At 45.6% G+C, this 24,674-nt stretch carries 22 protein-coding genes; 8 read left to right on the forward strand and 14 right to left on the reverse strand.

The window, feature by feature from the left end; translation table 11 throughout:
• Window positions 1-534: 534 nt before the first annotated feature.
• Genes UL82_RS11040 through UL82_RS06960 form a run of 5 tightly spaced genes read right to left on the reverse strand, consistent with a single transcriptional unit; the run spans window position 535 to window position 4,458 of the window.
• Window positions 535-1,113 (reverse strand): ABC transporter substrate-binding protein, encoded by a 579-nt coding sequence (locus UL82_RS11040; RefSeq protein ID WP_232009538.1) that lies wholly within the window; start codon window positions 1,111-1,113, stop codon window positions 535-537.
• Window positions 1,114-1,162: 49 nt separating this feature from the next.
• A complete protein-coding gene (locus UL82_RS11045) occupies window positions 1,163-1,570 on the reverse strand; it encodes a hypothetical protein (protein WP_126316999.1) in 408 nt (135 codons plus the stop codon).
• Between the two features lie 10 nt (window positions 1,571-1,580).
• Window positions 1,581-2,390, reverse strand: coding sequence for an ABC transporter ATP-binding protein (locus UL82_RS06950; RefSeq protein WP_052735907.1), 810 nt, complete (start codon window positions 2,388-2,390; stop codon window positions 1,581-1,583).
• Entirely contained in the window at window positions 2,387-3,505 is a 1,119-nt protein-coding gene (locus tag UL82_RS06955) for a FecCD family ABC transporter permease (RefSeq protein WP_052735908.1), read from the reverse strand. The genes UL82_RS06950 and UL82_RS06955 overlap by 4 nt, the downstream gene beginning before the upstream one ends.
• Window positions 3,502-4,458 (reverse strand): FecCD family ABC transporter permease, encoded by a 957-nt coding sequence (locus UL82_RS06960; RefSeq protein WP_197719653.1) that lies wholly within the window; start codon window positions 4,456-4,458, stop codon window positions 3,502-3,504. Before UL82_RS06960 ends, UL82_RS06955 begins: the two co-directional genes overlap by 4 nt.
• A gap of 239 nt (window positions 4,459-4,697) precedes the next feature.
• Here UL82_RS06960 and UL82_RS06965 point away from each other — a divergent pair, with 239 nt between their 5' ends.
• Window positions 4,698-5,930: an alpha/beta hydrolase gene (locus UL82_RS06965; protein ID WP_046439942.1), complete on the forward strand. Its 1,233-nt coding sequence runs from the start codon at window positions 4,698-4,700 to the stop codon at window positions 5,928-5,930.
• 112 nt (window positions 5,931-6,042) lie between these two features.
• Here UL82_RS06965 and qcrB read toward each other — a convergent pair whose 3' ends face one another.
• From qcrB to ctaC, 6 genes are all read right to left on the reverse strand, one after another.
• Window positions 6,043-7,668, reverse strand: coding sequence for a cytochrome bc1 complex cytochrome b subunit (qcrB, locus tag UL82_RS06970; protein WP_046439943.1), 1,626 nt, complete (start codon window positions 7,666-7,668; stop codon window positions 6,043-6,045).
• Entirely contained in the window at window positions 7,668-8,888 is a 1,221-nt protein-coding gene (qcrA, locus tag UL82_RS06975; protein WP_046439944.1) for a cytochrome bc1 complex Rieske iron-sulfur subunit, read from the reverse strand. The genes qcrB and qcrA overlap by 1 nt, the downstream gene beginning before the upstream one ends.
• Complete coding sequence (gene qcrC, locus UL82_RS06980; RefSeq protein WP_172595894.1) at window positions 8,885-9,784, reverse strand: cytochrome bc1 complex diheme cytochrome c subunit; 900 nt, start codon at window positions 9,782-9,784, stop codon at window positions 8,885-8,887. The genes qcrA and qcrC overlap by 4 nt, the downstream gene beginning before the upstream one ends.
• An 87-nt stretch (window positions 9,785-9,871) precedes the next feature.
• Window positions 9,872-10,489 (reverse strand): aa3-type cytochrome oxidase subunit III, encoded by a 618-nt coding sequence (ctaE, locus tag UL82_RS06985; protein ID WP_046439947.1) that lies wholly within the window; start codon window positions 10,487-10,489, stop codon window positions 9,872-9,874.
• A gap of 637 nt (window positions 10,490-11,126) precedes the next feature.
• Window positions 11,127-11,579 carry an aa3-type cytochrome oxidase subunit IV gene (ctaF, locus tag UL82_RS06995; protein WP_046439951.1) on the reverse strand — a complete coding sequence of 151 codons (453 nt, stop codon included), beginning with the start codon at window positions 11,577-11,579 and terminating at the stop codon, window positions 11,127-11,129.
• Window positions 11,580-11,602: 23 nt separating this feature from the next.
• On the reverse strand, window positions 11,603-12,685 hold the full coding sequence (ctaC, locus tag UL82_RS07000) for an aa3-type cytochrome oxidase subunit II (RefSeq protein ID WP_046439953.1): 1,083 nt from the start codon (window positions 12,683-12,685) through the stop codon (window positions 11,603-11,605).
• Between the two features lie 520 nt (window positions 12,686-13,205).
• Here ctaC and asnB point away from each other — a divergent pair.
• Entirely contained in the window at window positions 13,206-15,128 is a 1,923-nt protein-coding gene (gene asnB, locus UL82_RS07005) for an asparagine synthase (glutamine-hydrolyzing) (RefSeq protein WP_046439955.1), read from the forward strand.
• Between the two features lie 101 nt (window positions 15,129-15,229).
• On the opposite strand, the gene UL82_RS07010 is transcribed toward asnB, so the two are convergent.
• Entirely contained in the window at window positions 15,230-15,574 is a 345-nt protein-coding gene (locus UL82_RS07010; protein WP_046439957.1) for a HesB/IscA family protein, read from the reverse strand.
• Window positions 15,575-15,977: 403 nt separating this feature from the next.
• Here UL82_RS07010 and UL82_RS07015 point away from each other — a divergent pair, with 403 nt between their 5' ends.
• The 4 genes from UL82_RS07015 to UL82_RS07030 are packed head-to-tail and all read left to right on the forward strand — an operon-like array spanning window position 15,978 to window position 19,100.
• Window positions 15,978-16,634 carry a DUF3043 domain-containing protein gene (locus UL82_RS07015; RefSeq protein WP_046439959.1) on the forward strand — a complete coding sequence of 219 codons (657 nt, stop codon included), beginning with the start codon at window positions 15,978-15,980 and terminating at the stop codon, window positions 16,632-16,634.
• A gap of 1 nt (window position 16,635) precedes the next feature.
• Complete coding sequence (gene cobU, locus UL82_RS07020) at window positions 16,636-17,166, forward strand: bifunctional adenosylcobinamide kinase/adenosylcobinamide-phosphate guanylyltransferase (RefSeq protein ID WP_046439961.1); 531 nt, start codon at window positions 16,636-16,638, stop codon at window positions 17,164-17,166.
• Window positions 17,167-17,211: 45 nt separating this feature from the next.
• Window positions 17,212-18,285 carry a nicotinate-nucleotide--dimethylbenzimidazole phosphoribosyltransferase gene (cobT, locus tag UL82_RS07025; protein WP_046439963.1) on the forward strand — a complete coding sequence of 358 codons (1,074 nt, stop codon included), beginning with the start codon at window positions 17,212-17,214 and terminating at the stop codon, window positions 18,283-18,285.
• On the forward strand, window positions 18,282-19,100 hold the full coding sequence (locus UL82_RS07030; protein WP_046439965.1) for an adenosylcobinamide-GDP ribazoletransferase: 819 nt from the start codon (window positions 18,282-18,284) through the stop codon (window positions 19,098-19,100). The genes cobT and UL82_RS07030 overlap by 4 nt, the downstream gene beginning before the upstream one ends.
• A gap of 238 nt (window positions 19,101-19,338) precedes the next feature.
• Here UL82_RS07030 and UL82_RS07035 read toward each other — a convergent pair whose 3' ends face one another.
• The gene (locus tag UL82_RS07035; RefSeq protein ID WP_046441337.1) at window positions 19,339-20,439 is read right to left on the reverse strand and encodes a branched-chain amino acid aminotransferase; all 1,101 of its coding nucleotides are present in this window, start codon (window positions 20,437-20,439) and stop codon (window positions 19,339-19,341) included.
• A 106-nt stretch (window positions 20,440-20,545) separates the two neighbouring features.
• On the opposite strand from UL82_RS07035, the gene UL82_RS07040 reads away from it, so the two are divergent.
• Entirely contained in the window at window positions 20,546-22,045 is a 1,500-nt protein-coding gene (locus tag UL82_RS07040) for a leucyl aminopeptidase (protein ID WP_046441339.1), read from the forward strand.
• Between the two features lie 157 nt (window positions 22,046-22,202).
• Here the strand turns inward: UL82_RS07040 and UL82_RS07045 are convergent, their stop codons facing one another.
• On the reverse strand, window positions 22,203-22,595 hold the full coding sequence (locus UL82_RS07045; protein WP_046439967.1) for a hypothetical protein: 393 nt from the start codon (window positions 22,593-22,595) through the stop codon (window positions 22,203-22,205).
• Between the two features lie 127 nt (window positions 22,596-22,722).
• Between UL82_RS07045 and sucB the strand changes: the two genes are divergently transcribed.
• Window positions 22,723-24,411 carry a 2-oxoglutarate dehydrogenase, E2 component, dihydrolipoamide succinyltransferase gene (gene sucB / locus UL82_RS07050; RefSeq protein ID WP_046439969.1) on the forward strand — a complete coding sequence of 563 codons (1,689 nt, stop codon included), beginning with the start codon at window positions 22,723-22,725 and terminating at the stop codon, window positions 24,409-24,411.
• Window positions 24,412-24,674: the final 263 nt, after the last annotated feature.

Raw genomic sequence — 24,674 nt, forward strand, 5'->3', positions numbered from 1 at the left:
AACCCATCCTTGTCGAAAACAAAAACAGTACCCACCCACCCTCACCAACTCACCCGCTAACATTACAAAAATGGCAGGTAAAAGACTATTTTTTAAAGAAAAAATTAAACTACGGACGTATAGTTAGTAATGCAATTATGGTGCCTATTTTTCAAAGAAAAATTTTTTAGTGATCCATGCCACTTTTGTGAAACGGTCGGATTTTAAGTCGGAAAAATGATCTTTCTTGCACACGCAAGCACTATTCACAATAACCACATCCAGCACAAAAGCCCCGATAGTAATATATTTTAGTGATAGAAAATCATTACTTATTTAAAGGATGAACTGTATAAAAAGTCTACAAAGCACTGTCTAAATTTTAACGAAAAGCCAAAGTGGGTTAATAGCCAAAGTACCCATCTAAGAGTCACCAACCGGCTAAAAAGCTAGCTTTATTAACACGAAAATGGATAGGTACACAATTGTGTTTCCTATCCGTATAACGAAAATATATGCCCTAGGCGAAATACTTTAACTTAAAGCTATACAAATCTACTGGGTAAAAGATTCAGCTAATGAATCCAACAAAATATTGGCCGAGTAACTATCCAATCGGAAAGTTTCACCGGGAGTTGTATAAATTTGACCAGTCATCACAGCAGGGGCAGTGCTAAAGGATTTTTCTTCTACTAAAGCACGTCGCGCTTTTTCATCTGCAGCAATTGCGATCCACGTATCGCCTACCAAACCTTTTTGTACATTTTCTAAAGAAAGACTAACGATATCTTGTCGATTAGCGCCCATAGAGGTATCGCCTTTCACGGAATCTGGAATCTCTGCCATGCTAAATCCAAGATCACGAAGAATCTGTACCTGCGGAGCCTGCATAGTTAATGCTGCTGCTCCACTGCCATCCCCAAAAATAATAAATGCAGAGGTAGTACCTTCTGACACCGTAATCTTATCTTTTACTTCTGCTAAACGCTGATCAAAATCAGCAATAACCTTCTTAGCGTTTTCTTCATAACCAGTTGCCTCACCAATCTTCATGGTTACGTCTTGCCAAGAAGCACCCGAATAATCAATAACTAGTACCGGGGCAATCTTACGTAGCTGATCAACGCTATCCATTACAGAATCGCCGCTGTTTTTGGAAACAACAATAAGATCGGGAGAATACTCAATAACTTTTCCAGATTTGGCGAACTATTCTCATAGAGCTTTTCGACGTTTGCTTGCTTAGCAACTTGACTCCACTGAGTAAAAAACCTTGATCATCGCTTAGTTCATCAATATTAGGAGTTGTTGCCGCAGTAGCTACTACTGGTGCTCCAACAGCTAATAAGCTACCGGTTAGTGTTGTTGAAGTAGAGACGATTGTAGTGGGTTGATCAACTAAGGTCAGTTCACCATCATCAGTATCAATAGTACGAGGCCACTGTCCACTGCCAGTACTAGTAACACTATTAGAACTATCTGAGCCAGATTGACTCGTTGATACTGAACACGCACTAAGAAATAAACCAAAAACCAACACGAATGCTAATACAACATAAGCGCCCTTTTTGGGTAGTACCTGTACTTTCATTTTTAACTCCTTAAGATAACTTGGAATCCAATTCAGTCGTGAATTCCAAGGGAACAACTAATGGGGTACCTACAACAGGATCAGGTACAACCTTTGCCGGTAACCCAAAAATTTCTTCAACAGCATCTTCGGTAACTACCTCTCTAGCATTTCCTTGCGCTACTACTGCACCTTGGTTCATAGCAATTAAATGTGTCGCATAACGTGCTGCTTGATTAAGATCATGCAGCACCGCAACAATGGTTCGTTTCTGCTGCTGATGCAGTATGCGACATAACTCTAAAATCTCAATCTGGTGTCTAAGATCTAAGAAAGTTGTTGGCTCATCAAGCAGAATTGTCTCGGTATCCTGTGCCAACACCATTGCAATCCATACCCGTTGGCGTTGTCCACCGGAAAGCTCAGCAACATATTGGTTTTGTAGATCGGACACCTTAGTCAAAAACATAGCTTTTTCAACAGCTTCATAATCAGCTCTACTCCACTGCCGAAAAACACTTTGATGTGGAAATCTTCCTCGTGCGACTAAATCACGAACCAACATTTTCTCTGGAACAACAGCACTCTGAGAAAGAAAACCAACTTGACGTGCAAATTCTTTAGTACCCAATGACAAAACATCACTGCCATTAAGTAAAATATTTCCCGCCTCAGGTTTTAAAATTCGTGCCAGTGACTTTAATAAAGTTGATTTACCACAAGCATTTGGTCCAACAATAACGGTGAACTCTCCACCAGGAATTTCTAAATTAAGCTGGTTAAAAATCATTCGTTGTGAGTACCCAAAGCTAACGTCGTTAAGTACAAAACGCGGGCTCATAATTTTCTCCTTACTTCCGTAATGAGCAGCCCCATAAAATACAAACCGCCAATTATTGCAGTCACAATACCTACCGGCAGGTTATCTACGAGTGTTTGGCTTAATAAGTCTGCAAAAAGCAGCAATAATGCACCGCATAATCCAGAAACCCATAATGAGGCATCAGACCTCCGGCATATTTTCCTAGCAATATGTGGAGCGAGCAGACCAATAAAAGAAATTGGGCCAGCAATAATCGTCGCAAAGGCAACCAAGCCTACTGCCAATAGCACTAATAAACCTTGCACAAGATTACGATGCACACCCAAGGTTGTGCTTAACTCGGATCCCAAAGAAAGTACTTCAAGCGATGGTTGGAGAAATAACGTTGCACCAACAATCAATCCAATACCAATTGCACATGGCAGCACTATCTCCCAATTTGCCCTAGCTGAAGTGCCCGTTATCGCCTTCATTGCACCAAAAGCAGTATCTGCATCAGCATGCACAATAAGCCACCGGTTAAAAGAACTCAGCATAGCGCTAATCGCAATACCGCCAAGAATAAGTTGCAGTCCAGAAAAACCACCACGAGCGGCTAATGCATAAATAACTGCTCCGGTAATCAACCCACCGGTTAATGAAAAAATTGTTATCCCGGCCAAAGAGTTACCAAACATGATCACTGCTAATAAAATGCCGGTCTGCGCGCCCATAGTAAACCCAATAAGGTCTGGACTGGCCAAGGGATTATACGTAATGGTTTGAAAAATACTACCTGCAATTCCAAGAGCAATTCCTACGACTATAGCCGCTACGATTCGAGGAATACGCCACTGTATTACGATTAATCGGTGACTTGTACTGCCACCACCTAATAAAACATCCACAACTTCCTGGTAAGAAACAGATGCCGCGCCGATACCAATGACCCAAATACCAACAGCAATAGTTATCAATGCCATCGTTATCGTGATTTTGGTCGTTCTACGATCTAAAATTATGCTTAATGAACCTCTTTTTAACCAAAGCATATACGTTGGTGCACGCTCTTTTTCTAATGAAAGTGCTCTATCTTGCACAGCATGCACAGTATTACCAATATCAGTAGTATCTACAGCATCAAACGAGGTCATTTTGTCTCCCTCTTCATTGTGATAACTAGATATAAAAGCACTGGCGCGCCAACAAAAGCAGTCAATAGACCCACCTGCATTTCAGCGGGACGGATAATAACTCTGCCCAAAATATCCGCACTTAATACAAGAATCGGACCCAGTAAGGCGCAGGAAATAATGATCCAACCATAACTTTCCCCCATAAGCACTCGTGCACAATAAGGGATCATTAATCCAACAAAACTAATCGGCCCGGCAGCCGCAGTTGCAGTAGCACACAATAATGTCAAAGCAATTAAAGCTAACGTGCGAGTTAACACAACTCGGGTTCCTAAACTTGCTGCAATATCGTCGCCAAGCGCTAGCGTAGACAATGCTGGAAAAATAAAAGCAATAATTACAGTGCCAATAATTATTGGAATGGAAAGTGCAGATAATGAAATATCTACCCGGGTTAATGCGCCTACATCCCAAAAACGAAATGCATCAAAAACATGTGGGTTCATAATAAGAACTGCACCAATAATGCCACCACTAGTGGTAGAAAAAGCAATTCCAGCTAGTATCAAACGCACCGGTGATGCATCTGTATATCCAAGTGTGCCAATGACATACACCATTATGCTGGCACATAATGCACCGATGAAAGCCAAAAACACTTGGCTTGTGATGCTAGTTCCTACTCCCATCAGCATCCCAATGACAATCGCCAGCGATGCACCAGAGTTAACACCTAAAAGACCTGGATCAGCGAGTGGATTTCGGGTAATAGCCTGCATAACTGCACCTGCAGTGGCCAACGAAAACCCCACTAGTAGACCAATAATGGTACGTGTTTTCCTTAGCTCATTAATGATGTAACTATCATGCGAATCATCTGGGTAGCGTAAGTTATGGACAACATCAGCAAAGGAAATATTTGAAGAACCAAAAATAAAAGAACCAATGATGCACCCACAAAGCACAATCACACTTATTCCAAGAACTAGTAACCGCCTTTTTAGTAATACCCTCCCTGATGCTTGACTAGTTTTCGCTATTAATGCGACCTTACAATGCGAGAATATCTATAAAACCCATTATCCACTGAAAAATTATAACCATCAAAGGGTAGGCTCAACTATATAACTTTCTATTTCTTAGCAATTCCACAGAATATTTATTCTTAGTTGCTACCTGCACAGGAATTTCCGCTCTAAGGACGTACGCAGTGACCCAAAAACCTGACACTGATATTTCAAACTGGATTCGTAGTATCCAGGAATCAACTTTTACCGCACCGGCACCGCCACGACTTGAAACTGAACAAACGCGCATTATTGCTACGCAATTACTAGCTCAGCTAAAACCACATACTGGTGGTTTTAAAATTAGTCCTGCACAAGATCACGATTACGAAATATTAACGCTGTTATATCCATGCTTTGATGCTAGTGAACACATGGTACTTATTATTTCTTCTCTAACGCATGCGCATAAGTTTGATCTCACTGACTTCATCTTGCCGATAGTAAGTATTGAGGGCAAAGACTTTCATTGTGCTAGTTATCTTTTTCCCGCAGATCTTTTAGCCACTACCGAAATTTTGCGTATTGATGAATCTGAGTTGGCTCTTAAGCGCACCCGTTATGAATGGAAAGAACTCTTTAACCAGGCACTACCATTAGATATTGCTGGATCCTTACCGGAAAAAGTACCAGTATCTAAAACCTCTCAAACTCGTAGTGTGCTTTCTTTTCGTACGAGATCGCTACTTTGTTTCTCACCTAATACACAACCACTACACCATATGCGCGCGTATTCCGCAGATATTGATGGCGAAATTGATGCCGCACTTTTTGTACCGGAAACAGTTGATTCACTACTCATTCTTAGTGATGGTGCAACCTATCTAACTGATTATCCGTTACTCGAAGAACTACAAAGCGATAAGCTAACTGCTACTACTGCCGTTCTTTTTATTACTCCGACCCAAGAGGAAAAACGCTTTTTGCTCTTGGGAAAAGAAAAAGCACTATCAAATTGGTTACTTGATACTGGACTAGCTTGGGTTTCTACTTTTATGTCCATTCCACAGCCAGATCGCTGTATTATCGCCGGTGCTTCTCTTGGTGGGCTTGCCGCCGCCCAACTACTTCGGGTTGCTGCGCACATAGCTCAAAAAGCAATCATCCAGTCAGCATCTTTTTGGTGGTACGAAACTGATCCGGCAACAGAAGGTTCTGCACTAGTTCAATGGTCAAAGCATAATCCTGCAGTAAGCCTGGATATTTTCTTGGAAGTAGGTACCTATGAAGGTTATCTATTGCCTTGGAATCGTGGTTTTAAGAAGCTGTTGATAGAAAAAAATATCGCACATACTTACCGCGAATATAGCGGTGGACATGATTTTGCTTGCTGGCGTGCCGGAATTATCGACGGATTACGTTATTTCTTTAGCTAGTTGCTACCAAAAGTTTTATTGTGTCCTATTCTATTGGGCTAGACATACAAATAAGCCCACAACTGTAATGGTTGTGGGCTTATTTTTAAGCACAATACGAGATTGTAAGGTTTTAGTGAAGACCCTGCTTTTCATCGTTTTCACGATTAGTGCGGTTGAGATTTTCTAGCATCTCAGCCTCTTCTACATGGTTCTCGTGCTCAATCTGAGCTGCCTTAGCAGCGATATCTGGATCATCTGGTTTGAGGAAACCGCCACGACCAGGATGACCAGCAAAACCTAGTTGGTTCATCTGCTTAGGTACTGCTGCTCCTTGATAACGTAGTGGAATTGGATGTCCTTCTTCATCAACTGGACCTAGTGGTTGGTGCATTTCAATAAAGGCACCATTTGGCATCATCTTAATAACACCAGTCTCGATACCATGCTCTAGAACCTCACGGTCAGAGCGCTGTAGACCAAGGCAAATGCGGTAAGTAACAAAGTATGCCAGTGGTGGCAAGATGATTAAACCAATACGGCCAACCCAGGTCATTGCATTCAGCGATACCTGGAAGTGGTAAGCAAAAATGTCATTACCACCAGATAGTGTGATCAAGAAGAAGAACACAATGCCCATAACACCCAATGAGGTACGCACTGGTACATCGCGAGGACGCTGCAATAAGTTATGGTGTGCATCATCGCCAGTAATCTTCTTTTCGATGAATGGATACGCAACCAGTAATACCACCATAATCATGGCGACGACTACCACCCAGAATGCACCAGGGATGGTGTAGTGCCCGAGATAAAGTTCCCAGGCTGGCATGACACGAGCCAGACCATCAGTCCAGAGCATATAAATGTCTGGCTGAGATCCTGCTGAAACCTGTGCTGGGTTATATGGACCAAGACTCCAAATTGCATTAATAGTGGTTAGGCCAGCCATCAAAGCTAGAACGCCTGCGGTGACCAAGCCAAATGCAGCTGCTTTAAGACCAAATAGTGGCAAGATACGTACGCCAACAACGTTGTTTTCGGTACGACCTGCACCTGGGAACTGGGTATGCTTCTGGTACCAAACCAGTGCCAGGTGGGCAGCAATCAACGCAAGAATAATGCCAGGAAGAATCAGAACGTGAGCGATATAGAAGCGATCAAGCATGATCTCAGATGGGAAGTCGCCACCGAACATCAACCAATGAATCCAGGTTCCAATCAATGGAATAGCCAAGATAATGGCGGACATAATGCGTAGACCAACACCAGAAAGCAGATCGTCTGGCAGGGAGTAGCCCATAAATCCTTCAGCCATGCCCAAGAATAAGAGGAAGCAACCAATAATCCAGTTCGCTTCGCGTGGCCGTCTAAAAGCGCCGGTGAAGAAAATACGCAGCATGTGCACGGTCATCGAAACCATGAACATAAGTGCGGCCCAGTGGTGCATCTGGCGGATAAACAAACCACCACGTACTTCGAAAGAAAGGTTCAATGCTGTCTCATAAGCGCGAGACATCTCGACACCATTAAGCGGTAAATAATCACCGTCATAAATAACTTTGGTAATCGATGGATCGAAGAACAAGGTTAAGTACACGCCGGTCAATAGCAAGATAATAAAGCTATACAGCGAGATCTCACCGAGCATGAATGACCAGTGCGTCGGGAAAACCTTGTTGATCTGGCGACGGATACCGCTCGCTGCGGTGTAACGGGAATCAATGTTGTCCCCGATATGTGCTAATTTGGTGCTCATTATGACTGACGCTCCCAGAATGCCGGGCCGACTGGCTCAATAAAATCGCCTGCGGCTATGAGGTAACCCTCTTCGTCAACGGTGATCGGCAGCTGTGGCAGTGCACGAGCGGCAGGACCGAATACTGGCTTACCGTAGTGCAATGCATCGAACTGCGATTGGTGGCACGGGCACAGGATGCGGTTGGTTTGTGTCTCATAAAGCGAGGTTGGGCAACCGATGTGCGTGCAGATCTTGGAATAGGCATAGTAGTTGCCGTAGTGGAATGACTCCTGACCTTCCCGCTCGATAACTCGTTCAGCGTCTTCAGAACGCAAGCGAATCAACATCACAGCGTTACGTGGGCCATGGATGGAGTGCATCTGCTCGGTATATACATCCGCAGTGGCATTGTATAGATCGCCATCATTGACCAAGTCAGCTGGCAATGGGAAAACAGTTTCCATTGCTGCGGCGGCCAAGTCTTCTGGACGCATACGTACTAAGCGGGTAAGCCCTTGGGTGGTGTAGTGCGAACCGGATTCGCCGGTATGTTCTTCAGCGATAACACCAGTGTCACGACCAAGATAAAGTTTCACGCCTTTACGATCGCTTAACGACCAACCGGAAGTCCATAAGGTTCCATCACCTTGGATCCCAAGTGGACCAGATTTCCATGGATTTTTAACCATGCCGCCTAGTGGCAAAACAATAGATAATCCGGCAAGAACACCGCCAGCGCCAAGCAGTCCTTGAAGAACTTTACGACGTCCCAACGTCGAGGTTTCCCAGGAATCATTAAGTAGCGCAACTAAGGTACGGCGATCAACTTCTTCAGAAGGTCCATCATGACGACGCTGAACAGCAATTTCTTCTGGCATGATGGTCTTGATATACAGCACTACTGCTGCACCCAGCGCCAAAATTGCTAGACCAGATGTTAGACCCAATAGTGGCGTGTACAGGGTGTAAAGCCATAGGCCTTCATCACCTAGAGCGCGGTAATTCCAAGGCCAGAACAAATAGACACCGACAAATCCAAGACCAGCAAGTATTGCTATAGCCAACCACACGCTAACTGTGGTTACAGCACGCTTCTCGGCTGGGTCGTTGTCAATTGGAAAACGTTGTTTGCGGTAGGCAACGGTAACGTCGTCAAGCTCGGTGCCCAGACGAGCCAAGTCGTCATTAGACATGGAGTTTAACTCTTTGTCTGAGATCTTCTTTTTATTGTTACTCATGAACGCGATCCAATCCACAGTGCAGCAGCCATAACTACTACGATGCCAACCATCCACATAAACATGCCTTCAGATACTGGGCCTAGACCATAAAGGCTCCATCCAGAAGGTGATGGTGTTTCTTTTGCAGACTTAATGAAGGCAATAATGTCTTTCTTTTCGTCGGCAGTCAGCTGACGATCAGAGAACTTTGGCATATTCTGCGGGCCAGTCAGCATGGCCTGGTAAATTTCTTGCTCATTTGCCGGATCCAAGATAGGCGCATACTTACCAGAAGAAAGTGCACCACCACGGCCGGTAAAGTTATGGCAGGAAGCACAATTCAGGCGGAACAAATCGGAGCCGCGAGCGACATCGGCTGCCTGAATTTGTCCGTTATAGTGTTCACCACGAAGTTCTTCCATAGCAATGGAACCATCTTCGTTATACACAATGCTTGGGCCACCACCATTAGCATTTACATATGCTGCCAAAGCGAGAGTTTGCGCTTCGGAATATCGTGGGGTTTTACGTGCTGCCTGTGCTTCATTGCGCAGCATTGGCATACGTCCAGAATGAACTTGGAAGTACACTGCACCGGAACCGACGCCAATCAAAGAGGGACCACGGTCTGGTACACCTTGCAAGTTAGCGCCATGACACGTAATGCAGGCAACATCATAAAGATCCTTGCCTTCTTGAATCAAAGCCTGCTCATCTTGCTGAGCAACAGCAACTTGTGCTTCTGGGGTCACAGCGTTGACGAGGATGCCAGCGCCGGTTAGTCCGACTGCAAGTGCCATCGCACTGGCAAAGCTGCGGCGAGCTTTGCGGCTAGCCTTAACCTTCTTTGCCTTTTTAGCCGAAGCAGTTACCTCAGTAACCTTTTCGGTGTTATGTGGGTTGGTATCCATCATTTCCCTTATATCTCGTTGCGGAAAGTGAGGGGTGTAAGGAAACTACGCATTACGGGTGAGCCGTCAATGCCGATAGCCCGTACAGCCTTATTGAATGAAGTAAACGGTGATAAACAAGCCGATCCAGACGACATCCACGAAGTGCCAGTAATACGACACCACCATGGCGGCAGTTGCCTGAGCCGGAGTGAATTTTGCCTTCGCAACACGAAGCAGCACCACTACGAAAGCCAGCACACCTGCAAGTACGTGCGCCGCGTGGAAACCAGTAGTAATAAAGAATACCGATCCGTAGACACTGCTTTGAATGGTCAAGCCATGAACTACTAAGTGGTAGTACTCGTACGCCTGGCCAACAAGGAAGACAGCACCCATCACAATGGTTAAACCAAACCACTTACGCAGGCCAAAGACATCACCACGCTCTGCCGCAAACACGCCCATTTGAGCTGTAAACGAGGAAGAGACCAGGATGACGGTAATCACCAATGCATAAGGAACATTAAGGTGATGAGTTCCTTCTTGCCATGATCCATTTCCAACGCCATTTGCTCGCGAGGTGAAATACATCGCGAACAGACCTGCGAAAAACATCAATTCCTGAGACAGGAACACAACAGTGCCGACACTGACCATGTTGGGACGGTTCAGTGCCGCAACACGTTGTGGTGCTGCCTTTTCTGTATTTCCAATTGCGCTCGTCACAGTAACAAGTATGGTAGTTCCTCAAGCTCAAGTCACTTTCTTGCCCCCGGCTTACTAAGCGTCAGGTGTCAAACTTTCGGTTGATCTTGGGTTTTCTAAAAAAAATCAAAAATTTCCATAATCGACTGGAACTTTTTTACCCTACTTTACGACGCGCCATTTATGCAGGTCATAGCATAAGCAAAAGTTAAACTCGGCAGAGGTATAAAAAACTGCCTTTAAAGCTCATTACAAAAATAAAAAGATCATCACCGCACGCCAAATCACTGGTGAGATTTATTTCACAATATGTCATTAGATGCATGACCAACTTTACAACTTTAGTATGCCCCTTGATAACCTGCACTTTTATCTCATTCAGGATCATTGACGTCTAAAGTTTCACCATCTTTTAAAAAATTTTTAAATCTTCCGGGAACTTTCTAACAGCTTTTAACGACTCTGCAATTTCCAGCACCAAAACCACCACTTATCCCCTTGCACTACCCCCCCCCGTTAAACTGCCCGTTAACAAATGATATTTTTGTTACCTGTCTCTTGACTGTATTCAATTTTTCTTTCGAAAATACAAAAAGGCTTCTACACATTCGTATAGAAGCCTTAAGGCATTCACGTCACCGTGAAAAGATAAAGAGAATTAGTGCTTTTCCTTTGGAAGTCCATATTGAAGGTTAAGCATAGTGGTAGTCCAAATAAGCAGAACTGCACCCACTGCAATCAGCCAATAATGCAAGAAGATAATTCCGAATCCAAGAACCGCGATGGAACCGGCCATTGCAGCTGGCCAAATAGAACTTGGACTAAAAAATCCTAGTGTTCCTGCACCATCTTGGATTTCTGCTTCCTCCCAATCCTCAGGAAGAATATCAATACGCTTTTCGGTAAATTGCAGGTAGCCGCCCAGCATCAAAGTAAGCACAGTTGCCAGTATCAAAGACACACCGCCAGCCCACTCAAAATTAAAGCTGCCGCCATCTGGGGCAAAAAGATTTCCCGCATCTTGAACATACATGGTGGCAAAGAAATACATTGCCGAAACCAAGGCGAGGAAGACCGCCATGGAATACATGATCTTAGAAGTTGCATTCATTATGATCTAATCCTTCCTCAGCGTTATGCCGCACCATAAGCAATGGCATTATCGCCATTTGCAGTTGCCCGCTCAGAGTTAAAAGGAGCGGTCGAGGTTGCATACGGTGCTTCGCCAATTGCTTCCAAAGCAACTGAGTTCGGCGCCTCCGGGTTGTCGTGACGGAACTGAATGTACTCAGCAAACTTCTCTGGAGTTACCACCCGAACCTCAAAGTTCATCATTGCATGGTAGGTACCGCACATTTCAGCACAGCGTCCTACAAACGCACCGGTCTCCTCAATCTTTTCAATCTGGAATCGACGCTCTTGCTTATTTGCTTCTGGTTGCGAATACACATCGCGCTTAAACAAGAACTCCGGTACCCAGAAAGCGTGGGAAACATCCGCAGATGCCAAATCAAACTGGATTGGGGTGTCACTTGGTAGAACCAGAACTGGAATTTCTTCCGAAGTTCCTAGCGTTTCAATCTGATTGAAACGCAGATAAGACATATCCGACTTAGAGCGGCCATTAATAGGATTATCGCCGTTCTCATTGTACTTTGAAGCCTCAGCTTGAGCCTGACGCTGCTCATCAACACCTGCGTAGTCTTGGCCGTCAGCCATAAATTGACCATCAACGTGCTGATAACCAAACTTCCAATTCCACTGGTAAGCAGTCACATCAACTGTTACCTTAGGGTCTTTATCTAGCGCAGTAACCTTATCTTGGGTCTGCACAGTAAAGAAGAACAGAACCATCACGATAACGATAGGAATAATCGTGAGCACAAGTTCCAAAGGAATGTTGTACTGAGTTTGGCGTGGGAACTCATCTTTGCCTTGCTTAGCAGCCTTCTTGCCGCTCCAAGCAAAAATGCCATAAATAAATAGACCCCACATAATGAAGCCGATTGTCCATGCGGTTACCCAAACCCACACCCAGAAGTTATACATGGCGGTTGCCTCAGGTGTCACACCTTCTGGCCAGCCAAACGCCAGAGCCTTACCTAAGAGCCCTCCTGGCGCATCCACGTCACATCCGGCAAGGGCGAGGCCAGCGAACCCAAGTACGCTACCAAGTAGCATCTTGCGGCCAAAGCCACGCTTCTGCTGCTGTTCCACGTGCGTCTGCCTTCCTTTAACACTAGTTCTCTTTGAAACCGCCCCATAAAGATTTCGTCTTTATCTGACAGTCCACGTCTATCTTTGGAGAATAGCGTATAAAGACAGTGTTTCCTTAACCTTTTCCCAACCGTATTTCTACTGTTTTACCGGCCATTTTTATCGGTTTTATGAGTTATATGCGAAAACACTAGTAGAGAGTGCATTTTCACACTCATCTATATGTAATCTATATCACTTTGACACTTGCGGCTATCAACCTTTTGGCTACCCATATTTTTTAAAGACTCTTACCCCCTCTACAACCATGGTTTTCTTTGCTTAGAAAGTGATCTTCTATCACCAAAAAGAAAACTAAAGTTTCCTATCGCAACTAAGCCCGTTTTACGTTGTTATCTATTTACTACTAATACTTATCGCATACTGGCGTTCAATATAGGTTCATTTGACGAAGACGGGTATTCTGATTGTCCAGTTCCATTTCTCATACAATCTTTTATGAAAGGGGAGCTAGCAAACTATGTGCGGGCTTCTTGGATTTTTAAGCAGCAGCTCTGATGCGGGTTCTTTCGTATCAGCCATCGAGACCGCGCTGCCGTGTATGCGCCATCGTGGCCCAGATGAGGCAGGATCCTGGCATGATGACAATGCAATCTTCGGCTTTAATCGCCTTTCCATCATTGATCTAGAACATTCTCATCAGCCCTTACGCTGGGGACCTGCGGAAGACCCTGAGCGTTATGCCATGACTTTTAATGGCGAGATTTATAACTACATTGAGCTTCGCGAAGAACTTCAAAATTTAGGTTATACCTTTAATACTTCTGGCGACGGCGAACCTATTGTTGTCGGCTTTCATCACTGGGGTACTGAGGTTGTTACACATCTGCGTGGCATGTTCGGCATTGCTATTTGGGACTCTAAAAAACAAAAACTGTTTTTAGCCCGGGATCCTTTTGGCATTAAACCGTTATATTATGCAACCACAGATCACGGAACTGCCTTCTCTTCGGAAAAGAAATGTATTCTCTCGTTGTCCGAACAAATGGAGCTACCACTTCATCTTGATCGTCGTGCTATTGAGCATTACGTCGACTTACAGTATGTTCCCGAGCCAGAAAGTCTGCATACTAATATTCGCCGCCTAGAATCAGGCTGTTATGCCACAGTTACTCCTGGTGAATCAGTACAGCAGCACCGGTATTTCCGTCCGAAATTCCACAGCCACAAGGTGGCACAAGGTAAAGAAACCGAGCTTTTCAACCGAATTGCCCGTGCTTTAGAAGATAGCGTCGAAAAGCATATGCGTGCCGATGTAACTGTTGGTTCTTTCCTTTCTGGCGGTATCGACTCAACAGCGATCGCTACCCTAGCGAAGCGCCATAACCCTAATTTATTGACCTTCACTACTGGTTTTGAGCGCGAAGGATATTCCGAAGTCGATGTGGCAGCAGAATCTGCGGCAGCCATTGGCGTGGAACATATCGTTAAAATTGTTTCCCCAGAAGAATATGCCCAAGCTATTCCTAAGATTATGTGGTACCTCGATGATCCAGTAGCCGATCCTTCACTAGTTCCACTTTATTTTGTTGCCCAAGAAGCACGTAAACATGTCAAAGTTGTACTCTCCGGTGAAGGCGCAGATGAACTATTTGGCGGCTACACCATTTATAAAGAGCCACTATCGCTTGCCCCATTTGAGAAAATCCCTACCCCACTACGTAAAGGCCTAGGCCAGCTATCAAAGATTTTGCCGGCAGGAGTCAAGGGTAAATCCTTACTTGAACGTGGTTCGATGACTATGGAAGAGCGCTACTACGGTAATGCCCGTTCCTTTAATTTTGAGCAACTTCAACGTGTTATCCCATGGGCTAAAAAAGAATGGAACCATGAAGATGTCACCGCGGCTATCTACGCACACTCCACGCACATGGATCCAGTCGCACGAATGCAACACCTTGATCTTTTTACCTGGATGCGCGGCGATATTTTGGTCAAAGCCGACAAAATGACTATGGCAAATTCCCTAGAATTGCGAGTTCCATTCCTTGACCGAGAAGTCTTTGCTGTAGCAGAAAGTATTCCTTATGATTTAAAAATCTCGCATAACACCACTAAGTACGCGCTACGCAAAGCTATGGAACAAATCGTTCCTGGGCATGTGCTACATCGTAAAAAACTCGGTTTCCCAGTGCCAATGCGTCACTGGCTAGCTGGTGATGAACTCTTTGGCTGGGCACAAGATACCATCAATAATTCTCAGACTGAAGATATCTTTAATAAAAAAGCCTTACAAGAAATGCTCATTGAGCATAAAGACGGAGTCTCAGATCATTCTCGTCGTCTCTGGACAGTGCTGGCATTTATGATCTGGCATGGAGTTTTCGTCGAAAAGAGCATTGATCCAGGAATTGAGGAACGCGACTATCCGGTTCGTCTCTAATATATGGTTTTAATTAAAACTAAGGGCAAAGCGATCATTCTCATCGCTTTGCCCTTTTTATTAGTGGTTAAATTCGATAAACCTGCAGCTAAGGCTATAACTTAGTTGAAAGAGTCACCGCATGCGCAAGAACCACCAGCATTGGGGTTATCAATGGTAAATCCCTGGGATTCAATGGTGTCAGCAAAATCAATACGAGCACCGGTAAGATAAGGAATACTCATCTTATCGACAACCAAACGCACGCCATCGACTTCATCTTGTTTATCGCCATCAAGGCTACGGTCATCAAAATAAAGTTGATAGCGTAAACCAGAGCAACCACCTGGTTGAACAGCGATGCGTAGGGCGAGATCATCGCGCCCTTCCTGGTCTAGCAGAGCCTTTGCCTTAGCAGCAGCGGCATCGGTCAAAATAACACCTGTGTTTGAAGTTGGTGCGGTCATGGTCTTTATCAAACTCCTTCGTAGAAGGTCTATAAAAGCTAGTTGTCCAGTTTACACGGCTTCAAAATAAAGAATACAGAATCTTTTTCTGGTCTGTTTTTCGTTTTTATAAAAACCGCTCTCCCCTGCGTTGTATCGGCTACACGATAAAAAATGTGTCCTACTCGCTGGCAGAGAATCAGTAATTACATCCGGTAAAAAGCTAGCTAGGTAGTACCTAAGCGATATATCGCGGTAAATATTACGAATGCTTCAACCCTATATTTTTCTATACTATTCCCACTAGATACAACTTCTTAAAACTTTTTGTCTATCTCATCCGCGTTCCCCATAAACTAATAAGTATCTACGTGCAACCGAGTCATCTTTAATTGCTTTTATAAACCCTGTACGCTGTTTCTTTGTGAATACATCTGAGCAGAACAACTCCCACAATAACCACACGGGACAGGGTAAGGCTTATACCCCTAAGAAGGGAAAAGCTACACCTAAACGCAAAGAGGCACATAACTCGATCGGTTCTTTTGAGTCTCGTTTCGCTCCTGCTGAGTCTTATAGTGAAGCTCGTAAGCGCCGTAAAGAGCTTAAGGCTTCTATGTCTGCTGAGGAATGGAAAGAATATAAGAATAAGGAAAAGGAAGCTCGCCGCCAACGCCAACGCCAAACCCAGGCGGCCATGGATCGCGGGGAAGAACAATACCTGCTTCCTCGTGATAAGGGTGTCGAACGTCGTTTTGTCCGCGATTTAGTTGACTCCAAGCGTTATCTCAATAACTGGGTTATGCCCTTTGCCATCGTGCTCTTGATTCTTCTGCTTATCGGTCAAGCCAATACCGCATTCGGCAACATTGTTTCCCTCATCGCCATGGTGGTTATGCTTGTGTTCTTCCTCGAAGCCATCATACTTGGGCGTGCTTGCAGTAAAGCTGTGCGAGAGAAATTCCCAACAACCACCGAACGAGGATTTAGTATCGGTTTCTATGCCTATGGTCGCGCTACGCAGCCTCGTCGATGGCGTACCCCCAAACCTCGGGTAGAAATCGGAGACAAGGTCGCATAATATGCGCAGCCTTATCCTTGGCGGAGCTCGATCTGGTAAATCAGCTTTTGCGGAATCACTCATTAGATCGCAACCGTGTTTATATGTTGCTACCGCCAGGAAATTCTCTGGTGATACAGATTTTGAGCGTCGCATCAGTCTTCATCGTCAGCGCCGACCAGACCATTGGTTACTCGATGAGTCACACGAACTCGTTGATATTCTTAACGATAATTCACTACCGGAGTATGTACTTGTCGACGACCTTGGAACCTGGCTTACTCACATTATTGACCGTCGCAATGGTTGGGATAGCTCACACTCGGTAGTAAAAGACGACATTGCAGCTCTCTGCGAGGCTATTACTCATTTCCCTCATGATAAAAATCTCATTGTGGTCACACCAGAAGTTGGTATGGGCATTATTCCTGAGCATCGTTCTGGTCGGCGCTTTCGTGATGAAATCGGTCGTCTTAATGAGCAAATAGCCGATATTTGTGATTCGGTCTTCTTTGTCGTAGCAGGACAAGCGCTACAGTTAAAGGGTTCCTAGCCCATTTCCCATCGCAATTTTTAACCCTCACTGGAGGACAGCATTATGCAGCCATCTGACTTTTTTCCCAAAGTTGCTGCCCCTAACGCAGAAGCAGCTAAGCAAGCAGAAATTTTTCAACGACGCTTAACAAAACCAGAAGGCTCGCTTGCTCGTTTGGAGGAACTTGGAATTTGGCTTAGCGCCTGCCAAAATCAGGTTCCACCAGCTCATATTAAACGTCCTCGTTTGGTTGTTTTTGCCGGCGATCACGGAATTGCCACCAAAAATGTCTCTGCTTCACCACAAGAAGTATCTATTCAGATGACTAAAAATATCGCTGCCGGTGGTGCTGGGGTCAATGTTATTGCCCATCAATCTGGTACGGGTGTGCGGGTAGTCGATATATCGCTTGACCACGACATCGATAGTAAATATCGAGTTTCCCGTAGCTGTGGATCAATTGATGTCGAAGATGCTATGACCGAAAGCCAATTAGAACGGGCAATCACTATTGGCAAATGTATCGCCGATGAAGAAATCGATTCTGGCGCAGATTTATTAATGGCAGGTGATCTCGGAATCGGTAATACAACCCCAGCAGCAGTAGTAATTGGTTTGCTTACCGGAAATGAACCGGTAGTTATTACTGGTCGTGGCTCTGGTGTTAATGATGCTGGCTGGTGTCGAAAAGTCGCTGCGGTACGCGATGCAATGTTTCGGGCACGCAAAGATAAAAACGATGTTCTCACTCTTATGCGCAAGGTTACGTCACCAGAATTAGCCGCCATGGCAGCCTTTTTAGCGCAAGCCGCCCTACGGCGTACCCCGGTGATTCTTGATGGAGTACCCGTTACCTCTACTGCAATGCTTGCCGATAAACTTGCCCCCGGTGCACGAAAGTGGTTCTGTGCTGGTCATCAATCAGCAGAGACCGCACACAGCTATGCATTAAGCTACCTGGGTCTTAAACCACTGCTTTCGTTAGGAATGCGCCTTGGTGAAGGCTCTGGGGCAGCTGCAGCAGTACCACTAGTTCACATGGCTACTGCGATTATGAACGATATGCAGACCTTTGAATCTGCGGGGGTATCAGATTACGACTCCTTCTTTGTAGAAGAAAAACCGAGTATCCGGTGAGTGGAAAAGCACACCTAGTTGAAGGCGAACATCAACTAGCACTTATCGAAGGCCCATTAACTGCATTGAGCCTGGTTACTATTATCCCAGTTCGAACTAATACCACCTTTGATCGAATAACCGGTGGACGTATTCTTGCGAGCCTACCTTTTGTTGGCGCCATCGTAGGTTTACTTGGCCTTGCCCTGATTAGCACTGGACTTTTACTACATTTATCAGCAACACTTATTGCAGTTACCGTGGTTGTATGCTGGCAGCTTTTTAATCGTTTTATGCACCTTGATGGGCTCTCCGATGTCGCAGATGCTTTAGGCTCATATGCCCCAGCAAAAAAGGCGCAAGAAATACTAGCCGACCCGCACCTTGGACTAATCGGTGGAGCTAGTGCAGTACTGGTTCTTTTTATCCAAATTTTTTCCCTGAGCACACTCATCGAATCTCAGTGGTATCTGCTTATTGTGCCAGCTGCTATTGCCAGTCGAATCGGTGCCTTAATTGGTTGCCACCAGAAATTCTCCCCTATGAAACCCACCGGTTTTGCAGCTCTTATGGTTGGCACGGTGCGCTCTTGGTGGATAATAACCTGGATATTACTAAGTATCGCCTTAGGGTATGTGCTTCTTCCAGCTGTTTTTATCTGGCTTATATTTTCTATTATTGGTGCACTAGTTATTACTGTATGTGCTGCCCGGCATTGTGCTCGTCGTTTTGGTGGGCTAAACGGCGATACCAATGGTTTTTTAATCATGCTGACTGAATCAGTCATACTATTTTTCTTAGCCTGTTGTGCCAGCGCTGTCACCATAGCAGTTTAAAAATAACCAACCTTTGGTTCTACAACCAGGTTGGCTCTTTTCAACCACTAATTTCTATTAGTAGTTTCTTCGCTTATCGACGAAGATTCCTATAACTGTTTTCATACAAATCTAGCGCTAAACTTTTGCGGGTTAAAAGTTTAGCGCTAGATTAGATTGCCCAGGGTATGGCTTCTTTTAAGAATTAATAACTCTCTTATTTGCGCTTATCTACAACAGATAAAGCACTCCTAAATTCCTATACCAACTGTGTCATCCAGCCATGGGTATCTTCGATACTGCCGCGCTGGATACCAGTTAATCTTTCGCGTAATTGCAAGGTGATTTCTCCTGCTTCATTATCATTAACAGTGAATTCACCTCGTGTTGATTTCACCAATCCAACTGGAGTAATTACCGCTGCCGTGCCACAGGCAAAGGATTCAGTCATTGTTTTTTCCGTAGCGGCTTTTTCCCACTCACTAGTGCTAATCAACCGTTCCGCCACGGTATAGCCTAGGTCTTGTGCTACTTGCAGTAACGAATCACGGGTGATTCCGGGAAGTAAAGATCCTGATAGCTTTGGGGTAACAATATGGGCATCACGACCAGATCCAAAGACGAAAAATAAGTTCATTCCGCCCATTTCTTCAATGTAGCTGTGTTCAATAGCATCCAACCACACCACTTGATCACAGCCCTTCTCGGCGGCTTGTGCTTGAGCAAGCAAGGAAGCTGCATAGTTGCCAGCAAACTTAGCTGCACCAGTACCACCAGGAGCGGCACGGACATAGTCTTCACTAAGCCACACTGATACTGGTTTAACGCCATCAGAGAAATATGCGCCAGCGGGCGAAGCAATAACTACATATTTGTAGGCATTGGACGGATGTACCCCCAGGGTTGCCTCAGTAGCGATCATAAAGGGGCGCAAATATAGCGCTGCTTCGCCTCCTGCTGCTGGTACAAAATCTTGGTCAGCATCGACAAGCTGACGCAGTGACTCAATAAAGAGTTCGGTAGGCAATTCTGGCATTGCTAACCGTTGTGCGGAACGCTGAAACCGCTGAGCATTAGCCTGCGGACGGAATGTCTTGATAGTTCCATCGGCGTGACGGTATGCCTTAATACCTTCGAAAATTGCCTGACCATAATGCAAAACAGAGGTCGCGGGATCAAGTAGTAGATCTTGTCGCGGAATAAGTTTGGCGTCATGCCAACCTTTTTCTAGGGTCCAATCAATCGTGACCATATGGTCGGTGTGGTACTTGCCGAAACCAGGATTAGCCAAGATATGCGCAAGCTTTTCAGGATCAGTGGGGGTTGTGGTTTTTTCCACAACAAATTCTAGGGAAGCCATAAACCAAAAATACACCTCAAAACTTTTCACACAAGGAATAAAAGTTTGGATTACTGTGTATAAAGGACCAAAATTAATTTTATTCATGAAAGGTTTTCAACTACCTATGAGTTCTTTTTCGCTACCGGCCACTGGTGCCACAACCCAACTTGTGCTGTCCACGCAACTGCCTGAAGAATATGCCGCTCTCGTAGTCCCGGTATTCGAAGGCGAAGAGGGTCTTGAGTTCGCTGTTCCTGAGCTTTTCGACGAACCCACTGCCCTAGCAATTTGGGAACTTCTTAATTCTGTCGGTGCCCAAGGTAAAGCCAATGAGATCACCCGGGTTCCAGCTGTCGAAGGATTAAATTGTGATTTTGTGGTGGGCGTAGGGCTAGGAGACAACGAAAACCTTGACTCAGATGTATTGCGCAATGCCACTGGCTGTGCTGCCCGTTCATTAACAGATATCGACACAGTTGTTACCACTTTAAACACCTTTGACCTTACTGCTGCTGTCGAAGGTTTCGGTCTGGGTGCCTATAATTACACCGGGCTCAAAACAAAGCCTGGTTCTCAGCCAGTAAAGAAGGTTATTTTCTTTGCTGAAGGTGAAACCGCGGAAAAAGAGTTCGCTCATGCACAAACCGTCGTTGAGGCAGTAGTAACCGCTCGTGATCTAGTTAATGCTCCTTCTTCTCACCTCTACCCTGAATCTTATGCTGAAATTATGCGTGGTCTCGGCGAAGCTGTAGGCGTGCAGGTTGATGTTCTTGATGAACATGCACTTAAAGAACAAGGTTTTGGGGGCATCCTTGCTGTGGGAATGGGCTCAGCTCGTAAACCACGTTTGGTACGTATGAGCTGGCAGCCAGACAATGCCACCCAGCATGTGGCTTTAGTAGGTAAAGGAATTACTTTCGATACCGGCGGTATTTCACTAAAGCCAGGGGCGAATATGGATAATATGATCTCCGATATGGGTGGTTCGGCCGCGGTAGTAGCGACCGTAGTTGCAGCTGCTAAGCTCAATCTGCCAATACAGATCACTGCTACCATCCCGCTAGCGGAAAATATGCCCGATGGCAGTTCATACCGTCCTGGCGATGTTATTACTCACTATGGTGGTATCACCTCAGAGATCCTTAACACAGATGCTGAGGGACGCATTATTCTTTCTGATGCTATTGCTCGTGCAAGTGAAGATGAACCGGATTATCTACTAGAGGTAGCTACCCTAACTGGCGCTCAGATTGTGGCGCTAGGAGATCGCACCTCAGGGGCTATGGGATCCGATGATTTCCGCGATATAGTTGCCCGCACCGGCATGGAAGTAGGCGAACCAGCCTGGGCGATGCCAATCCCCGAAGATATTGCTGAGGCTATGAAATCCCCGGTTGCTGATCTGCGCAATGTTTCTCACTCCCGCTCCGGTGGAATGCTAGCTGCTGCGGCCTATTTACGTGAATTTGTTGGTGACGATATCCAGTGGGCACATGTCGATATTGCCGGTCCTTCTTATAACACCGCTAGCCCTTATGGTTTTACTCCTAAGCGTGCTACTGGTGTGCCAGTACGTACCTTTATTAAGGTGCTAGAAGCCCTTACTATTCAAGAAAAAGCTTAACTCAGCTACCTGTATGGCTTAATCAGCTATACAGCATGCTCCTCGATATATGTTTACTGTCTATACCGAGGAGCATTATTTTTCTTGACCAGCTACTAGTACCCAGTATTTTCACATTGAAGTGCACTAACGACGATCGTCGAAAAGCTGTTAAGAATTAATCCGGTAATTCACCCCGGTCAAAACGTTCCCGTCGCTGCCGTTGTTCTTCTCGTTTCCGCAATAAACGCTCCCGTTCAATACGTTCACGCATCCGTTGGGGGTACCCGGTTTCTTCCACATCGTAGATAGGAACTCCCAACCGTTTGGCAATAACATCAATACCTTTGGGACCGCCGATTCGACGACGAGTAAATTCACCGCTGATATCAACTAGTACAACAGACATTTCATTCACTAAGGTCTCTGGCTCAACAAAAGCCTCTACCAAGGCATGTTCAGCCACCCAAGACTCAAGATATGCGAGATCATCCGGGCGCACAGTTTCTCCTGGGCCACGTGCGGGTGCCAGGTTTGATTTTCTAGTATTTCGACCGAAAAGATTGAACACAATAAGACATTGTAGGGGGAAAAATTCTTTTATATGCCCCCAGAAAGTCACATAAAGTACTCGAAAGCAGTAGTCTGGTTAGGTATTAACGTTTCATGGATACTACTTCGAGGAGTCTAATTTAAATATGGCACACTCCGTTGTCATGCCCGAGCTGGGCGAATCCGTAACTGAAGGCACAATTACTCAGTGGCTCAAGTCCGTCGGCGACACCGTCGAAGTTGATGAATCCCTGCTTGAGGTTTCCACCGACAAGGTCGACACCGAGGTTCCATCACCAGTAGCCGGTGTCTTACTAGAAATTAAATTTGAAGAAGATGACACCGTCGATGTCGGCGCAGTTATCGCTATCATCGGTGAGCCAGGCGAGGAATCTTCTTCTTCCGCTGCTGCTAGTGCTCCTGAACCAGAAAAAGAAGAAGCACCACAAACGGCACCTGCTGCTTCCCAAACTTCCGGTTCTGCTACCGACGTCGTGATGCCAGAACTAGGCGAATCCGTAACTGAAGGCACAATTACTCAGTGGCTCAAGTCCGTCGGCGACACCGTCGAAGTTGATGAATCCCTGCTTGAGGTTTCCACCGACAAGGTCGACACCGAGGTTCCATCACCAGTAGCCGGAACCATCCTTGAAATCCTCGCCCAAGAAGATGACACCGTCGATGTCGGCGCAGTTATCGCTATCATCGGTGAGCCAGGCGAGGAATCTTCTTCTTCCGCTGCTGCTAGTGCTCCTGAACCAGAAAAAGAAGAAGCACCACAAACGGCACCTGCTGCTTCCCAAACTTCCGGTTCTGCCCAGGCTGCTACAGCTGCTCAAGAAGAAAAGAAGCCTGCCATTAACACTGGTAATGTTCCTTATGTCACTCCACTAGTACGCAAGCTAGCCAATAAGCACGGCGTTGACCTTTCCACGGTAACAGGTACCGGCGTTGGTGGGCGTATCCGTAAACAAGATGTGCTTGCTGCTGCCGAGCAGGGTTCTGCCGCTGCTAGCGCTGCCCCAGCCACCCCAGCTCCTGCTGCACAGGCTCCTGTTGCACAGGGTGCACGTGCAAACTGGTCGACCAAGCGTGTTGATCCTGCTAAGGCAGAATTAATCGGTACCACAAAGAAGGTTAACCGTATCCGTGAGATCACAGCTAAGAAGATGGTTGAAGCATTGCAGATCTCTGCGCAGCTCACCCACCTCCAAGAGGTTGATATGACTAAGATTGCTGAGCTGCGCAAGGCTAACAAGCCTGCCTTCCAGCAGAAGTATGGTGTCAACCTTACTTTCTTGCCTTTCTTTGTTAAGGCTGCCGTCGAAGCGCTGGTCTCCCATCCAAATGTCAACGCATCTTATAATGCTGAGACCAAGGAAATGACCTACCACGCAGACGTCAATGTTGCTATTGCCGTTGATACCGAGCGTGGCTTGCTTACCCCGGTTATTCACAAAGCACAGGAAATGACTTTGCCAGAATTGGCTCAGGCTATTACTGAGCTTGCTGATCGCGCACGCAACAATAAGCTCAAGCCACAGGATCTCTCTGGTGCAACCTTTACCATCACCAATATTGGTTCTGAGGGAGCTTTGTCTGATACTCCAATCCTGGTTCCACCACAGGCTGGCATCTTGGGCACAGCTGCAATCCAAAAACGCCCAGTGGTCATTTCCGATGGCGGAACGGACGCTATTGCTATCCGACAAATGTGCTATCTGCCATTCTCTTATGATCACCAGATTGTTGATGGTGCAGATGCTGGTCGTTTCACCGCAACTATCAAGGATCGTCTAGAAACTGGTAACTTCGAGTCTGATCTCGGCCTCTAAACCGTATATTTTCTAGCCATACTCGCCAAGTAGCTGCGAATCCGCTAGGAATAAAAACCGCCTGGTATTCCTGTGAATACCAGGCGGTTTTTGCTGTCCTTATTTTTGTCTTCACAATCCGCACACTCTCTGTGCTTAAACTCTTTTCTCCGGTCATTCTCCCTTAGGGGGTAGTTTTTAGGAAAATACATCATTAACCAACATTGCAAGAACAAAGCAAGATATATTCGGGGGTGTGCATTTATCACCGCTAGGTAAATGCG

It is taken from the genome of Corynebacterium kutscheri (assembly GCF_000980835.1).
In the GTDB taxonomy this organism is placed as follows: domain Bacteria; phylum Actinomycetota; class Actinomycetes; order Mycobacteriales; family Mycobacteriaceae; genus Corynebacterium; species Corynebacterium kutscheri.

Bases quoted from the DNA above. Each gene is read 5' to 3' on its own strand.
- UL82_RS11040 (WP_232009538.1), bottom strand. From the start codon at position 1,113: ATGGATAGCGTTGATCAGCTACGTAAGATTGCCCCGGTACTAGTTATT.
- UL82_RS11045 (WP_126316999.1), bottom strand. From the start codon at position 1,570: ATGAAAGTACAGGTACTACCCAAAAAGGGCGCTTATGTTGTATTAGCA.
- UL82_RS06950 (WP_052735907.1), bottom strand. From the start codon at position 2,390: ATGAGCCCGCGTTTTGTACTTAACGACGTTAGCTTTGGGTACTCACAA.
- UL82_RS06955 (WP_052735908.1), bottom strand. From the start codon at position 3,505: ATGACCTCGTTTGATGCTGTAGATACTACTGATATTGGTAATACTGTG.
- qcrB (WP_046439943.1), bottom strand. From the start codon at position 7,668: ATGAGCACCAAATTAGCACATATCGGGGACAACATTGATTCCCGTTAC.
- qcrA (WP_046439944.1), bottom strand. From the start codon at position 8,888: ATGAGTAACAATAAAAAGAAGATCTCAGACAAAGAGTTAAACTCCATG.
- qcrC (WP_172595894.1), bottom strand. From the start codon at position 9,784: ATGATGGATACCAACCCACATAACACCGAAAAGGTTACTGAGGTAACT.
- ctaF (WP_046439951.1), bottom strand. From the start codon at position 11,579: ATGAATGCAACTTCTAAGATCATGTATTCCATGGCGGTCTTCCTCGCC.
- asnB (WP_046439955.1), top strand. From the start codon at position 13,206: ATGTGCGGGCTTCTTGGATTTTTAAGCAGCAGCTCTGATGCGGGTTCT.
- UL82_RS07010 (WP_046439957.1), bottom strand. From the start codon at position 15,574: ATGACCGCACCAACTTCAAACACAGGTGTTATTTTGACCGATGCCGCT.
- cobU (WP_046439961.1), top strand. From the start codon at position 16,636: ATGCGCAGCCTTATCCTTGGCGGAGCTCGATCTGGTAAATCAGCTTTT.
- cobT (WP_046439963.1), top strand. From the start codon at position 17,212: ATGCAGCCATCTGACTTTTTTCCCAAAGTTGCTGCCCCTAACGCAGAA.
- UL82_RS07035 (WP_046441337.1), bottom strand. From the start codon at position 20,439: ATGGCTTCCCTAGAATTTGTTGTGGAAAAAACCACAACCCCCACTGAT.
- UL82_RS07040 (WP_046441339.1), top strand. From the start codon at position 20,546: ATGAGTTCTTTTTCGCTACCGGCCACTGGTGCCACAACCCAACTTGTG.
- sucB (WP_046439969.1), top strand. From the start codon at position 22,723: ATGGCACACTCCGTTGTCATGCCCGAGCTGGGCGAATCCGTAACTGAA.